Annotated in this window: 13 protein-coding genes; 8 read left to right on the forward strand and 5 right to left on the reverse strand. The window is 68.9% G+C overall.

Annotation, left to right across the window (positions count from 1 at the left end; genetic code table 11):
• Window positions 1-22: 22 nt before the first annotated feature.
• Window positions 23-451 (reverse strand): acetone carboxylase subunit gamma, encoded by a 429-nt coding sequence (locus tag ABFT43_RS14875; protein ID WP_006900985.1) that lies wholly within the window; start codon window positions 449-451, stop codon window positions 23-25.
• A 45-nt stretch (window positions 452-496) separates the two neighbouring features.
• Entirely contained in the window at window positions 497-2,404 is a 1,908-nt protein-coding gene (locus ABFT43_RS14880) for a hydantoinase/oxoprolinase family protein (RefSeq protein WP_347961120.1), read from the reverse strand.
• 210 nt (window positions 2,405-2,614) lie between these two features.
• On the opposite strand from ABFT43_RS14880, the gene ABFT43_RS14885 reads away from it, so the two are divergent.
• The 4 genes from ABFT43_RS14885 to ABFT43_RS14900 all read left to right on the forward strand — a co-directional run bounded on the left by ABFT43_RS14885 (window position 2,615) and on the right by ABFT43_RS14900 (window position 8,392).
• On the forward strand, window positions 2,615-4,468 hold the full coding sequence (locus tag ABFT43_RS14885; RefSeq protein ID WP_347961121.1) for a sigma-54-dependent Fis family transcriptional regulator: 1,854 nt from the start codon (window positions 2,615-2,617) through the stop codon (window positions 4,466-4,468).
• A gap of 177 nt (window positions 4,469-4,645) precedes the next feature.
• Window positions 4,646-6,196, forward strand: a complete 1,551-nt coding sequence (locus ABFT43_RS14890) for a class I adenylate-forming enzyme family protein (protein WP_347961122.1) — start codon at window positions 4,646-4,648, stop codon at window positions 6,194-6,196.
• Entirely contained in the window at window positions 6,193-7,359 is a 1,167-nt protein-coding gene (locus tag ABFT43_RS14895; protein WP_347961123.1) for a thiolase domain-containing protein, read from the forward strand. The genes ABFT43_RS14890 and ABFT43_RS14895 overlap by 4 nt, the downstream gene beginning before the upstream one ends.
• A gap of 64 nt (window positions 7,360-7,423) precedes the next feature.
• Window positions 7,424-8,392, forward strand: coding sequence for an NAD(P)H-quinone oxidoreductase (locus ABFT43_RS14900; protein ID WP_347961124.1), 969 nt, complete (start codon window positions 7,424-7,426; stop codon window positions 8,390-8,392).
• Between the two features lie 9 nt (window positions 8,393-8,401).
• Here the strand turns inward: ABFT43_RS14900 and ABFT43_RS14905 are convergent, their stop codons facing one another.
• The 3 genes from ABFT43_RS14905 to ABFT43_RS14915 all read right to left on the reverse strand — a co-directional run bounded on the left by ABFT43_RS14905 (window position 8,402) and on the right by ABFT43_RS14915 (window position 10,426).
• Window positions 8,402-8,560, reverse strand: a complete 159-nt coding sequence (locus ABFT43_RS14905; protein ID WP_347961125.1) for a hypothetical protein — start codon at window positions 8,558-8,560, stop codon at window positions 8,402-8,404.
• 97 nt (window positions 8,561-8,657) lie between these two features.
• Complete coding sequence (locus ABFT43_RS14910; protein WP_347961126.1) at window positions 8,658-9,158, reverse strand: MarR family winged helix-turn-helix transcriptional regulator; 501 nt, start codon at window positions 9,156-9,158, stop codon at window positions 8,658-8,660.
• A 71-nt stretch (window positions 9,159-9,229) separates the two neighbouring features.
• Window positions 9,230-10,426, reverse strand: coding sequence for a cysteine desulfurase-like protein (locus tag ABFT43_RS14915; protein ID WP_347961127.1), 1,197 nt, complete (start codon window positions 10,424-10,426; stop codon window positions 9,230-9,232).
• Between the two features lie 140 nt (window positions 10,427-10,566).
• Between ABFT43_RS14915 and ABFT43_RS14920 the strand changes: the two genes are divergently transcribed.
• The 4 genes from ABFT43_RS14920 to glfT1 are packed head-to-tail and all read left to right on the forward strand — an operon-like array spanning window position 10,567 to window position 13,823.
• Window positions 10,567-11,124, forward strand: coding sequence for a bacterial proteasome activator family protein (locus ABFT43_RS14920; RefSeq protein ID WP_347961128.1), 558 nt, complete (start codon window positions 10,567-10,569; stop codon window positions 11,122-11,124).
• Window positions 11,125-11,161: 37 nt separating this feature from the next.
• Complete coding sequence (wzm, locus tag ABFT43_RS14925; RefSeq protein ID WP_347961129.1) at window positions 11,162-12,025, forward strand: galactan export ABC transporter permease subunit Wzm/RfbD; 864 nt, start codon at window positions 11,162-11,164, stop codon at window positions 12,023-12,025.
• Window positions 12,026-12,036: 11 nt separating this feature from the next.
• Window positions 12,037-12,873 carry a galactan export ABC transporter ATP-binding subunit Wzt/RfbE gene (wzt, locus tag ABFT43_RS14930; protein WP_347961130.1) on the forward strand — a complete coding sequence of 279 codons (837 nt, stop codon included), beginning with the start codon at window positions 12,037-12,039 and terminating at the stop codon, window positions 12,871-12,873.
• The gene (gene glfT1 / locus ABFT43_RS14935) at window positions 12,870-13,823 is read left to right on the forward strand and encodes a galactofuranosyltransferase GlfT1 (RefSeq protein ID WP_347961131.1); all 954 of its coding nucleotides are present in this window, start codon (window positions 12,870-12,872) and stop codon (window positions 13,821-13,823) included. The genes wzt and glfT1 overlap by 4 nt, the downstream gene beginning before the upstream one ends.
• Window position 13,824: the final 1 nt, after the last annotated feature.

A 13,824-nucleotide genomic window follows, 5' to 3' on the forward strand; every position in this document is an offset into this window, starting at 1 on the left:
GGTGCAGCTCCTATGTGGTGGGTCAGCGGATGTGGCCGATGGCCTTCAGTGCGGCGGTGTACTTCTGGGCGTCCTCGCCGGGTCCGTAGTTGAAGACCTCTTCGGGATCGACGCCGCGTTCCTCCCACTGCTTGCGCAGCGCGGCGACGTCGATGACCATGTCGACGGTCGGCGGATGGCCCGGCGGCAGGTACTCGACCTCGATCTGGGTGCCGCATCCGGGGCAGTAGTACTCCAGGATCCGGCAGTAGGTGGGGTCGGGGCTGAAGGTGTACTCGTAGCGCTCCGGGTCGATGATCGGCTGGTGGATCTCACGCGGATCGCGGTCGTACACAAGCGTTCCCGGCTTGTAGTTGTCGTGGGCGGAGCCCATGTCGTGTTCACAGACCCGGCACACCCAGCGTTCGGTGTCCAGATCGATCACGAGGTACTCGGTCATGGGGACTCGCATCTCGAGTCCTCCTCTCAGATATCGGTGTCTTTCAGGGCAGGGATGTCAGAGGGTGTCGGTGAGGAGCAGGTCGCCGGCGGAGGTGACGCGGAACTGCCAGCCGGGCAGCACGCGGGCGGTGAAGAACGGGCCCTCGACGATGGCCGGCCCTTCGCCGGAGTTGCCGGGCGAGAGCTCGTCGAGCACGTGCACCGGCACCTCGTCGACCTGGTCGGCGCCACTGCGCACCCGGCGGGTCCCGATGCTCGGCGCCGGGGTCGGGGTGACCTCGGTGTCGGCGGTCAGTTCCGGCTGGGACAGTTCGGCGGTGACGGTGAACCGCAGGGTCGCGAGCTGCTCGGGGTAGTCGACCGCGTCGCCGGGGATGTATGGCCGCCGCTCGGCGATGTTGCCGTCGATCCCCTCGATGATCAGTTCGCTGGAGACCGTGCAGTCGGCGAGGGCGTACCCCTCCTGGAACATGTCGCGCTCGGCCCGCTCGACCAGCTCGGCGTGGGTGGCCGCAGCTGCCTCGGTGGTGGCGACGGGGACCGTGACCTCGTAGGTCTTGCCCACGTTCGAGAACGAGATGCCCAGTGCGGAGAACACCGCGGCGGTGCGCGGGATCAGCACCCGCTTGACGCCCGCGACGCGCGCCGCGCCCGCGGCGCTCATCGGGCCGGCCCCGCCGAAGGCGGCGAGGGTGGTGTCGGCGTCGACCAGGTGGGAGAAGGAACCGGCGACGGCTTCGAAGTACGCCTGCTCCATCCGGACGAGGGCTTCTTCGAGGCCGACCCCGAGCGGCTCGGCGATGGTCTCGGTGATGACCGCCTTGGAACGCTCGGCGTCGAGCTTGAAGGTGCCGTCCAGGTAGGTGTCCGCGTCGAGCACGCCCAGCAGGAGGTTGACGTCGGTGATGGTCGCCTGCTTGCCGCCGAAACCGAAACAGGCGGGACCGGGTGCCGCGCCGACCGACTGCGGGCCGACCTGGATCTCGCCGTCGACCACCTGGATCACCGACGAGCCGCCGACGCCCTTGGAGTGGACCTCGCTCATCGGGTAGGAGATCGGCACGCCCTTGATGGAGCCGCGCTCGCGGGTGGCGACCTGCTCGCCCTCGACCACCCCGACGTCGGTGGTGGTGCCGCCGATGTCCATCATCACGACGCGGTTGAGTCCGTAGACCCGGGCCAGGGCAGCGGTGCCCTCGAGGCCGCCGCGCGGACCGGACGAGTAGGTCTTGAGTGCCACGGACTTGGCGACGCGGGAGGAGGCGCCGTCGTTGCGGTAGACCAGCAGCGGGTTGGCGACCTTGAAGTCCTTGAGTCGGCGTTCGGCGCCGTAGAGGAAACGCTCCATGGTCGGGTGCAGGAACGAGTTGATCACGCACGACCAGGTGCGGCGGGCGTCGTCGCGGTCGCCGGCGAGGTCCCAGCTGTAGATCACCGGGATCGAACCCAGCAGCTGGCGGGGGAACTTGCGGAGCAGGACGTTGCGCAGGCGGCGCTCGTCCTCGGGATCGGCCGCGGTGACGACGACGCGCGCCGCGCCCAGCGTGGTGAGCCGGTTGACCGACTGCACCAGCTCGAATTCGAGGTTCTCGTCCTCGACGTCGACGGTCAGGTAGCGGTCGGCGATCAGGCCGTCCCACAGGTCGTTCTCGGCGTCGGACTTGCGCATCACCGTGTCGAGGTTCGACAGCGTGGTCAGGATGCCGATCATCGGTCCACGACGCTCGACCAGAGCGTTGGTGCCCTGGGTCGTCGAGTACCGGATGTGGTCGGTGGCGTGCAGGATCTTCTCGAGGTCGGCCTGCCCGTAGAGGGACTCCGACACCTTCTCGATGCCGCTGAACAGGCACTCGGACAGGTCGTGTGGCGTGGTCAGGGTCTTGGTGAAGGTGAAGCCCTGGCCGTCCCAGACACAGATGTCGGTCAGGGTTCCCCCGTTGTCGATGTTGATGAGTGTGGTCACTGGGGCGCACTCCTTGGTCCGGGAGTTCTCGACGGAACTCGGTTGGTGTGGACCCGGCGTCGTCGTCGGGTTCGGGAAGTGACGCAGACCACTGTGACGCGTGTCTCATACCCTCGATCTGTCCCAAGTTCGGACACTTTCGGGGGTTGGTTGTGTCCCGCATCACAGGGATGATGGTTCGGTCATCTTCCGAGGAGTGAGGAGACGAGCGTGCCCAACGCCACGAATCGAATGCTGCGAACCGCCGCGGCCAGGGCGGATTTCCTCGAATCGGGCAGATCAGGCGCAGCGGGCGTACCCGACATCGTGGCCGCCTCGTGGGAGCGCAGCCAGGCGGCCGGCGTCGACCACTCCCAGCCGTGCACCGACTTCAGCGACGAGATCGACACCGGCTCCCTGCTGATGCGCTGCGCCCGCCCGGTCCTGCGCCAGCTGGGCACCGATGTCGGCGACACCCCGATGGTCATCGCGCTGACCGACAGCCGCGCCCGCGTGATCCAGCGGATCGACACCTCGGGCGCGGTCGGACGCCTCCTGGACCGGGTGAACTTCGCCCCCGGCTTCCGCTACTCGGAGGACTCGATGGGCACGAACGGGGTCGGCACCGTCTTCGAGGCGGGCCAGCCCATCAGCGTCGTCGGACCCGAACACTTCGCCGAGAACCTGCAGACCTTCGCCTGCACCGGCGCCCCGATCATCGACCCGGTGACCCGCCGCATCGAGGGCGTCCTGGACATCTCCACGCTGAGCACGGGCTGGAGCCCGCTGATGCACACCCTGGTCAAGGCGGCCGCCAAGGACATCGCGCGCAACCTGCTCCTGGACCGCAGCCAGTCCCAACAGGCGATCTTCGACACCTACATCCAGATCGACGCCAAGGCCGGACGCCAGGCGGTGCTCGCCTTCGGAGATTCGGTGTTCATGGCCAACGCCGCAGCTCAGGCCCTGTTCTCCAGCGCCGAGCAGCAACTGTTGCGCGACCACGCGATCTTCATGATGGGCCGGCGGGACAAGGCCAGCGACACCATCGCCCTGCCCGACGACCGGCTGGTGACCCTGCGGGGAACCCGCATCCTGGTGGGCTCGGAGGTGGCCGGACTGGTGGTGATCGCCGAGATCGCCTCCGCCCCGCGTTTCGGCCTCCCCGGCGACTTCGACGAGCACGTGCTGCCGCAGATCGCCATTGCAGGACATTCGTCGTCGCGCGTGGTCGGGGACCTGACGCGTCAGCAGCACCAGAGCGTCGCGGTGGGCTCGACCCCGGCCTGGGTCAGGGCCTGCGAACAGGTGCGTCAGGTGCTGACCGAGAACCAACCCGCCGTGGTCATCGGCGAGAGCGGCTCGGGCAAGTTCACCCTGGTCGCCGAGATCTTCCACGACGCCTTCCCCGACGCCCGCAGCGTCAGCATCGACGCCTGCCAGATCGTCGACGAGGGTGACACCGACGTGGATCTGGACACCATGCTCGCCGGCCAGGCCGGACCGACCCTGTTCATCATCCGCAACATCGATCAGGCGAGTACCGAAGGCGCCGAACAGATCTCGAACATCCTCAGGGCGCTGGCCGAGCATGAGGAGCCGACGTGGTGCGTGGCGACGCTGTCGGACTCGTCGCTCGATTCGGACCTGCCGTTCCAGATGCTGCTGTCGCACTTCGAGGTCGCGATCACCGTCCCACCCCTGCGGTTGCGCACCGACGACCTGCCCAAGATCGTGGCCTCGGTCCTCCGGCAGATCGCTCCCGAGCGTCGTGTTCGCCTGAGCCCGGCGGCGATGCGTGTCGTCTCGCGATACTCGTGGCCGCGCAACGTCACCCAGCTGACCGAGGCCCTGCAGCACGCACTGCGCCGGCGCCCGGTGGGCGAGATCCAGGAGCAGGACCTCCCCGGGTACTGCCAGACCACGGTCTCGCACAACCTGACCCCGCTCGAGCAGGCCGAACGCGACGCGATCGTGGCCGCCCTGCGCGAGTTCGACGGCAACCGGGTGGCGGCGGCGGCCCACCTCGGGATGGCCCGTTCCAGCCTCTACCGCAAGCTCCGCACGTACGGGATCACCGCCTGACCCTCCTCCCCTCTGCGACGCGCCAAACGGCCATGTCGCCTCGAAATATCCTGGGCGACGGCCCTTCCGGGACTCGTCGTCCAGGCGTCTCGGGAGTGGTTACGTGCTGTCCACGGCCCGAGACCGTCCCAAGTTGGGACACGGCGACCCCCGGGACAGGTGACTACCGTCACAGCCATGGCCGAGACCTTTGCTGCCCTGTGGAACCGAGCGGTCCGCGACCACGGTGCGCGCGAGTTCCTGGTGTTCCGGGATCTCGACGGCACCGTCTCCTCCTGGACCTACGACCGCTTCGACGACGTCGTGGGCCGGGTCGCGGCCACCCTGGCCGAGCGCGGCGTCGATGCCGACGCTCCCGTCCACGTGATGCTGCGCAACTGTCCAGCGTTCATCGCGATCTGGCTGGCCACCGCTCGGCTCGGCGCCTGGTTCGTCCCGGTCGATCCCGGTTCGACCCCGCGCGACGTCGCCCGTCAGCTGCGCCGCATCCGTCCCGCGGTGACGATCTGCGCCGAGGAGTTCGAGGAGACGGTCGCCGCCGGCGGCGCCGAGCAGGCGATCGCCCTCGCCGAGACCGCCGCCGACCTCCGGGACGGTTCGCCGCTGGTCGGTTCCGACATGTGGCAGGAACCTGCGAGCGCGGCACCGGACGACCGGCTCGCGGTCATGTTCACCTCCGGCACCACCTCCGAGCCCAAGGGCGTGGTGCTCACCCAGGCGAACTACGCCCACGTCGGACGGACCATGGCCGACCTGGCACAACTCCGCCCGCATCATCGCTGGTACGTGTGCCTGCCGCTGTTCCACGCCAACGCGCAGTACTACTGCTTCGCCTCGGCGATCGCGACCGGCGCGTCGGTGGCCCTCACCGCACGGTTCACCGCGAGTCGCTGGCCGCACGAGGTCGACGAACTGCAGGCCACCCATGCCAGCCTGTTCGCCGCGCCGATCAGGATGATCCTCGCCCGACGCCGCGACGACGCGCCACGGCTGAGCCTGCACCATCTCTGGTTCGCCCAGAACCTGGCCCTGGGCCACTGGTCGGAGATGGCGAGGCTGTGCGGCGCCGCCCCGCGGCAGATCTACGGCATGACCGAGACCGTCGCCGTGGTCACCGCCAGCGACCCCGATCGTCCCACCCATGACCGGATAGGACCAGAGATCGACGGTCGCGCAATCACTCTGATCGATCCGAACACCGGCCGACCGGCCGCCGACGGGGAGCCCGGCATCCTCACCGTGGCCGGGGTGCGGGGTCGCGACCTGTTCGCCGGTTACCTCGACAATCCCACCGCCGACGCCCGCGCCTTCGTCGACCTCGACGTGCCGACGCCCGACGCCGACCATGTGTGGTTCAGCACGGGTGACCTCGTACGGCGTTGCGACGACGGCCAATTGGCGTTCGTCGGACGAGTCGACGACGTGGTCAAGGTGTCTGGCGAGAACGTCTCGCTGACCGAGATCGAGGCCGCACTCGCCGAAGCGCCCGGCGTCCTCGAGGCCGCGGTCCTCGCGATCGACGACCCGATCCGGGACCACGTTCCCGCCGCCTGGATCGTGCCGGCCGACAAGGACGTGCCGCCGTCGCCGGAACAGCTGCGGCAGTGGGCCGAACAGAACCTGCAACCCGCGGCGCGGCCGCGCCGGTGGACCGTCATCGACGAGTTGCCGCGCACCTCGGTGGGCAAGATCCGCCGTTTCCAACTCGCAGCACAGGAGAGAGCATGACCAGCACACGCATCGGCATCACCGGGGTGGGCCACACCCGCTTCGGCAAACTCGTCGACGACGACCTGTCCTCACTGGTGTCCGCGGTCACCACCGAGGCCCTGTCCGACGCGCAGGTCGACGCCCGCGAGGTCGACGAGGTCTTCGTCGCCCAGTTCAACAGCGGCCTCACCGATTTCGCCTTCCCGTCCTCCTTGCCGATGCGAGCCGCACCCGGCCTCTGGGGCAAGCCCATGACCCGGGTCGAGAACGCCTGCGCCTCGGGCACGGCCGCGGTCCACCAGGGCGTCAAGGCCCTCCTGTCCGGGACGGCCGACACCGTGCTCGTGGTCGGCGTGGAGAAGATGACGCACGTCGACAACGCCACCGTCGCGCGTGCCCTGCTCGGCGCCGACCCGCAGCGCGCCGGGACCGATTTCCCGGGCGGCTTCGTGGGCGTCTTCGCCGAGGTGGCAGATCAGTACGCCCGACGCCATGACATCGACGACCTCGGCGACGTGCTCGGCCGGATCGCGGCGAAGAATCATGCGAACGGGTGCGCCAACCCCTGGGCGCAGGTCCGCAAGGATCTCGGCGTCGAGTTCTGTTCGACCGTCTCCGAGCGCAATCCGGTGGTGGCCGGGCAGCTGCGCCGCACCGACTGCTCACTCGTCAGCGACGGCGCCGCCGCGCTCGTCCTGCAACGGAGCCCGTCGTCGGCACTGGCTTGGGTCGAGGGGTTCGCCCACGCCAACGACCACCTCGACCCCGACCGCCGCGACATCACCGACTTCGCCGCCGGCCGGCTGGCCACCCAGCGCGCCCTGGAGATGGCGAAGCTGTCCCTCGCCGACATGTCCCTCGCCGAGGTGCACGACTGTTTCACCATCGCCGAGCTCATCGTCTACGAGATGCTCGGCCTGACCGAACCGGGGCAGGGACGCCGCGCGATCGAGGAGGGGTGGACCGCCCGCGACGGCCGGTTGCCGGTCAACGTCTCCGGCGGACTCAAGGCGAAGGGGCATCCGGTCGGCGCCACCGGCGTGTCCCAGCACGTGATCGGCGCACTCCAGCTGGCCGGTCGCGCCGGGGACATGCAGCTGCCCGACGCGCACCACGCGCTGGTCCACAACATGGGCGGCCTGGCCGTCGCCAACCACGTCACCGTGCTGGCCGGTTCCTGACCGGTTCTGACCGGGCGGGTCGAAGGCCCCCGGGCCCACACGCCGCTGTGGAACCATCGACACCGTGAAAGCCATCGTCGTCGAAGCCGAGAATCTGTCCCTGCAGGATGTTCCCGACCCGTCGCCGGCCGCCGGCGAGGTGGTCATCGACGTGGTCGCGGCGGGCGTGAATCGCGCCGACCTACTTCAGCGCGCGGGCAACTATCCGCCACCGCCCGGGGCGTCGGAGATCATGGGCCTCGAGGTGTCCGGCCGGATCTCCGAGCTCGGCGAGGGCGTGTCCGGCTGGCGGGTGGGCGACGAGGTCTGCGCGCTGCTCGCCGGCGGCGGTTACGCGACGAAGGTCGCGGTGCCGTCCGAGCAGGTGATGCAGGTGCCCCGTGGCGTCGACCTCATCTCCGCGGCCGCGCTGCCTGAGGTGGCATGCACCGTGTCCTCGAACGTCTTCGACACCGCCGGGCTGTCCACCGGCGAGCTGCTGCTGATCCACGGCGGGTCGAGCGGCATCGGCACCCACGCCACGCAGGTCGCGCACGCGATGGGCGCGCGGGTCGCGGTGACGGCGCGTACCCGGGAGAAGTTGGCGAGATGCCGCGAATTCGGCGCGGAGATCCTCATCGACTACATGAGCGAGGACTTCGCCGCGGTCCTGCGAGACCAGGGCGGCGCCGACGTCATCCTCGACATCATGGGTGCCAAATACCTGGCGTCGAACGTCAAGGCCCTGGCCACCGGCGGCCGCCTGGTGATCATCGGCATGCAGGGCGGCACCAAGGCGGAGCTGCCCATCGGGCTGTTGCTCGCCAAGCGGGCATCGGTGATGGGCACGACACTGCGCTCCCGCCCCGTGCACGGTCCCGGCGGCAAGGCCGAGATCGTCGCCGCAACGGTCGGCCGGACCTGGCCGCTGATCGAGTCCGGCAAGGTCAAGCCGGTCGTCGACCGCACCTTCCCGCTCGCCGAGGCGGCAGCCGCACACGACCACCTCGACAGCGGAGACGCGATCGGAAAGGTGTTGCTGACGGTGGGCTGACCCGGCCGGTCACTCCTCGTCTTCGGCGTCTCGCTCGCGCTCGCGCCGTGCCGCTTCGATCACCTCGGGCGGGACCGGCTTCTTCAGCCAATCCCGCATACGCACCAGCCCGGCGGCGATCAACCCGACGGCGAACACCGCGATGACGATCCAGACGGCCACGGACATGGGCCCATTGTCCGCCCGGTGAGGTCGGCGCGGAGTCGATCGCGTCATTTCGCTCGCGGCAGGACGCACTGCCGGCCGTCACCGCCCACGACCGGACTCACTGTGCCGCAGCGGCCTCCTCGGCGTCGGCCTCGTCGACGGTGGCCTTGATCTTGGCGAACGCGACCCCGAGGGCCGTGAACTCCTCGGGTGTCATCGCGTCGACGACGAACCGGCGGATGACCCGATCGCGGAGACCGACATGCTCGGCGAGGCTGGCGCGGCCCTGCTCGGTGAGCCGGACGAGGCGGTGCCTGCCGTCGGCCTTGGACTCCAGGCGTTCCACGTCACCGACGTCGCTCAGGCGGCCGATCATTCGCGAGACCGTGCTCACCCGCATGTGCATCACCTCGGCGACCTCGCTGACCAACTGCTCGTGCGCCTGTCCGATGGCCTCGAGGATGCGCAGGTCGGACAGCGAGAGCCCGCGCTTGACGAACTCGTCGTTGACGCGGGCGAACAGCGCCCATCCCCCGTCCACCAGGCTGAGCCAACTCTCGGCCTCGGATGCGGTCAGCGAGCGTGGAGGACCTTGTGCTGGATCGTTTTTTCCCGACACAGCGAGCCAACATACATTGTCGTTAATCGGGTGCGCAGATCAGTGAATCCTGGCTTGCGGGCCGCCGCAGGTCAGGCCAGGGAACCCAGTGTCCGGACGAGATGGTCGACCTCGTACGGCGTCGAGTACGGCGCCAGACCCACCGTGACGGCACCCCCGAAGTCGGGCGCACCCATCCGCACGAGGGCCCGGTTGGGCACGTCGGCGAGCGCGCAGACGCCGTTGTCGGCGAGGCGCCGGACCACCTTGTCGGCGCTGACGTCGTCGACCGTGAAACTCACCAGGGGGACCCGGTTCTCCTCGGTGCCGACGACGTTCACGTGGTTGAGCTGCGTCAAGGTCGTGACGAGATAGAAGCCGAGACGCTGCAGGTACTCGTAGACGCCGTCCATCGAGGTCAGCAGGCGACGCCGCCGTTTGCCGATGCAGTCCTCGTCGAGCCCGGCGAGGTGTTCGACGGACGCGACCAGCCCGGCCAGGAGCGATGGCTGCAACGGTTCGGGTTCGAGCCGCGCGGGCCCCTTGGCGGTCGGGTCCATCGACATCAGCTTCAGCCGCTCGATGACGTGCGGTTCCCGGAACACCATCGCCGCGACGCGCGGACCGCCCCACCGCTCCGCGGACACCACCAGGACGTCGGCGCCGAGCTCGTGGATGTCCAGGCTCAGATACGGCGCGGCATTCGTGGCGTCGACCACGAGCAACGCCCCGGCCTCCCGGACCAGCGGCGTGATCTCCCCGATGTCGGTGACCGCCCCGGTTGTCGACGACGCCAAGGTCACCGCGACGACCTCCGTCTCCGGGGTGATGAGGTCGCCGAACTGCCAGGCCGGCAGCGCCCCGGTCTCCACGTCGACCTCGGCCCAGCGGATGCGACCGGCATAGCGTTCCGCGGTACGCAGCCACGGCACGATGTTCGGTTCGTCGTCCTGCCGGGTCACCACCACGTCGCCGCGGACGAACGCGTGCGGCGAGAGCGCCTCGGCCAGGCCGGACAGCAGCGCGTAGCGCGACGGCCCCAGCACGACGCCGGCCGCGTCACCGCCGACCAGGTCGGCGACCGCGCGCCGGGCGCTGTCGGTGACCTCGGCCGCGGCGCGCGCCGAGGGGTACACGCCGCCGGGCGCGGTCGCGAGATGCCGGAAACTCGTGGTCACCGCCGTGGCGACGGAGTCCGGGACCTGCATCCCGGCCTGTGGATCGAGGTGGATCCAGCCGTCGCCGAGCGATGGAATCAATCCACGCACGTAGGCGACGTCGAATGCCATGGCACGAGGATAGACGCCGTATCCCCACAGGATGAGGCCGCCGGAGAACGGCTGCACGCGGTCGCTCGAATGGTCCTGTGCCGGTACTCGTCTCACGGCCCGGGCCATGCCGGAGAAGCGAGACGGGCACAATGGAGGACATGGCTATCGATGGCACTCCAGGACACGGTCCCAACCCCGGCGTCATGCGGCCCGGTGACAACGTGATCATCGTCGGGTCACACGGAGAGCAGCAGGGCAAGTCCGACGAAGAAAAGGCATCGGACGAGTCGACCAGCGTCGCGGACATGGTGGAGCAGCCGGCGAAGGTGATGCGGATCGGCACCATGATCAAGCAGCTCCTCGAAGAGGTGCGCGCCGCTCCTCTCGACGAGGCGTCGCGGAACCGGCTGCGGGAGATCCACCAGTCGTCGATCCGTGAGCTCGAGGACGGACTGGCCCCAGAGCTGCGTGAGGAGCTCGAGCGTCTCGCCCTCCCGTTCACCGACGAGGAGACCCCGTCGGACGCCGAGCTGCGCATCGCCCAGGCCCAGCTCGTGGGCTGGCTGGAGGGCCTGTTCCACGGCATCCAGACGGCGCTGTTCGCACAGCAGATGGCGGCGCGTGCCCAGCTCGAGCAGATGCGCCAGGGCGCGCTGCCCGCCGGGATGCAGGCCGCGCAGCACAACCCCGGGCACAGCACCGGCCAGTACCTCTGAGGTGGGACGGCCCCCGACGCGGGTACGCTGACTCCTCGTGTCAGCGGTAGTAGACGACGACGCGATTCCCGCGCGTCCCGAGAGTTCTGAGTCACGCACCTTCGCGCGTGCGGTCAAGGATCTCCGCGACGGTCTCGCCAGCCGCGAACTCTGGTTCCACCTGGGTTGGCAGGACATCAAGCAGCGGTATCGGCGGTCGGCGTTGGGTCCGTTCTGGATCACCATCGCCACCGCCGTCACCGCGACCGCGATGGGGCTCCTCTATGGCGAGCTGTTCGGCATGGACATCAAGACGTTCCTGCCCTACGTCACGCTCGGCTTCATCTTCTGGAACTTCATCGAGTCGTCGATCCTCGACGGTGCCGAGGTCTTCTCCAAGAACGAGGGCCTGATCAAGCAGTTGCCCGCGCCGGTGAGCGTGCACGTCTACCGGGTCGTGTGGCGAGCGCTGATCATCTTCGCCCACAACGTGGCGATCATCGTGATCGTCTTCCTGATCTTCCCGCCGCCGATCAACTTCAGCGCGTTCCTGGTGGTCCCGGCGCTGCTCCTGTACATGCTCAACGCGGTGTGGGTGACGATCGTGTTCGGCATCCTGTCGACCCGGTTCCGCGACATCGGCCAGCTGCTGACCACCGCGGTTCGCCTGGTGTTCTTCATGACGCCGATCATCTGGACCACCACCAGCCTGTCCAACGCCACCGGTGAGACGTCGTCGCGGCTGAAGCTCGTCGAGCTCAACCCGATGTTCCACTACCTGGAGATCGCCCGCGGCCCGCTGCTGGGCCAGCCGGTGGAGTTCTACCACTGGGCCGTCGTCCTCGGATGCACCGCGTTCGGCTGGATTCTGGGCATGCTGGTGATGCGCAACTACCGGGCCCGCGTGGCGTACTGGGTGTAGGGACTGTACTGATGGCCAAGAAGAACATCGCCCCCGATACGCGGGTCCGCGTCGACACCTGGGACGCGTGCGTCGACTTCCCGATCTTCGACGCCAAGACCCGGTCGCTGAAGAAGTCGGTCATCGGCGCGGCCGGTGGCGTCATCGGCGCCAACGCGTCCAACGTCGTGGTCGTCGAGGCGCTCAAGAACATCAACATCCATCTCAAGCACGGCGACCGCGTCGGCCTCGTCGGCCACAACGGCGCCGGCAAGTCGACGCTGCTGCGCCTGCTGTCGGGCATCTACGAACCCACCCGCGGCGCCTGCCGGGTGCAGGGCCGGGTGGCGCCGGTCTTCGACCTCGGCGTCGGCATGGACCCGGAGATCTCCGGCTACGAGAACATCATCATCCGCGGCATGTTCCTGGGCATGACCCGCAGGGAGATGCTCAAGAAGATCGATGACATCGCGGAGTTCACCGAGCTCGGCGACTACCTGCAGATGCCGCTGCGGACCTACTCCACCGGCATGCGGGTGCGTATCGCGCTCGGCGTCGTGACTTCGATCGACCCGGAGATCCTGATCCTCGACGAGGGCATCGGCGCGGTCGACGCGGAGTTCATGAAGAAGGCCCGCGGTCGCCTGCAGGCGCTCGTCGAGCGCTCCGGCATCCTGGTCTTCGCCAGCCACTCCAACGAGTTCCTCGCCCAACTCTGCGACCGCGCGCTGTGGATCGACAAGGGCGAGGTCCGCATGGACGGCGAGATCGACGAGGTCGTCGAGGCCTACGAGGGCCCGGCCGCGGCCGCCCACGTCCGCAAGATCATGGCCGAGGTCAGGGCGGACTCCGAGAAGGCGCCCGAGTGAGCCCGGATCGTCGAGGCGCCGAGCACCCCGGCGGGGCGAAGCCCCCGGCCGTGAAGGTGATCGCGGTGGTGGTCACCCACCGGCGCGTCGAATTGCTCGCCGAATCGCTGAAGGTGGTGTCCGGGCAGGACCGTCCCGTCGATCACCTCGTCGTCGTCGACAACGCCGACGAGCCGGAGGTCGCCGAACTGGTTGCCGCGCAGCCTGTTCCGACCACATACATCGGATCGCAGCGCAACCTGGGTGGTGCGGGCGGCTTCGCGCTGGGCATGCTCCACGCGCTGGCGCTCGGCGCCGATTGGGTGTGGTGCGCCGACGACGACGGCCGCCCCGACGGACCGACGGTGCTCTCCACGCTGCTCGACTGCGCCAAGCGGCACGACCTCGACGAGGTGTCGCCGGTCGTCGCCAACCTCGACGACCCGGACACTCTCGCATTTCCGCTGCGACGCGGACTTGTCTGGCGCCGCAAGCGATCCGAGCTCTTTGCCGACGGCGAGGCGCAGTCAGATGACCTGCTGCCGGGCATCGCGTCACTGTTCAACGGTGCGCTGTTCTCAGCGGAGTGCCTGGAGCAGGTCGGCGTCCCCGACCTCCGGCTGTTCTTCCGCGGTGACGAGGTCGAGATCCACCGCCGCCTGGTGCGTTCCGGGGTGAGGTTCGGGACCTGCCTGCGCACCGGCTACCTGCATCCGGACGGCTCCGCGGAGTTCCGTCCGATCCTCGGTGGCCGCATGCACACGCAGTACCCGGACAACGAGGTCAAGCGCTACTTCACCTACCGCAACCGCGGCTACCTGATGAGCCAGCCCGGGATGCGCAAACTGCTGCCGCAGGAGTACGCCCGTTTCGGCTGGTTCTTCCTCGTGCAGCAGCGTGATCCGAAGGGATTCGCCGAGTGGGTCCGGCTGCGCGGGCTGGGCCGCAGGGAGAGGTTCCGGCGGCCATAGG

It is taken from the genome of Gordonia aurantiaca, assembly GCF_039939235.1.
Classification (GTDB): domain Bacteria; phylum Actinomycetota; class Actinomycetes; order Mycobacteriales; family Mycobacteriaceae; genus Gordonia.

Bases quoted from the DNA above. Each gene is read 5' to 3' on its own strand.
- ABFT43_RS14875 (WP_006900985.1), bottom strand. From the start codon at position 451: ATGCGAGTCCCCATGACCGAGTACCTCGTGATCGATCTGGACACCGAA.
- ABFT43_RS14890 (WP_347961122.1), top strand. From the start codon at position 4,646: ATGGCCGAGACCTTTGCTGCCCTGTGGAACCGAGCGGTCCGCGACCAC.
- ABFT43_RS14895 (WP_347961123.1), top strand. From the start codon at position 6,193: ATGACCAGCACACGCATCGGCATCACCGGGGTGGGCCACACCCGCTTC.
- ABFT43_RS14905 (WP_347961125.1), bottom strand. From the start codon at position 8,560: ATGTCCGTGGCCGTCTGGATCGTCATCGCGGTGTTCGCCGTCGGGTTG.
- ABFT43_RS14915 (WP_347961127.1), bottom strand. From the start codon at position 10,426: ATGGCATTCGACGTCGCCTACGTGCGTGGATTGATTCCATCGCTCGGC.
- ABFT43_RS14920 (WP_347961128.1), top strand. From the start codon at position 10,567: ATGGCTATCGATGGCACTCCAGGACACGGTCCCAACCCCGGCGTCATG.
- wzt (WP_347961130.1), top strand. From the start codon at position 12,037: ATGGCCAAGAAGAACATCGCCCCCGATACGCGGGTCCGCGTCGACACC.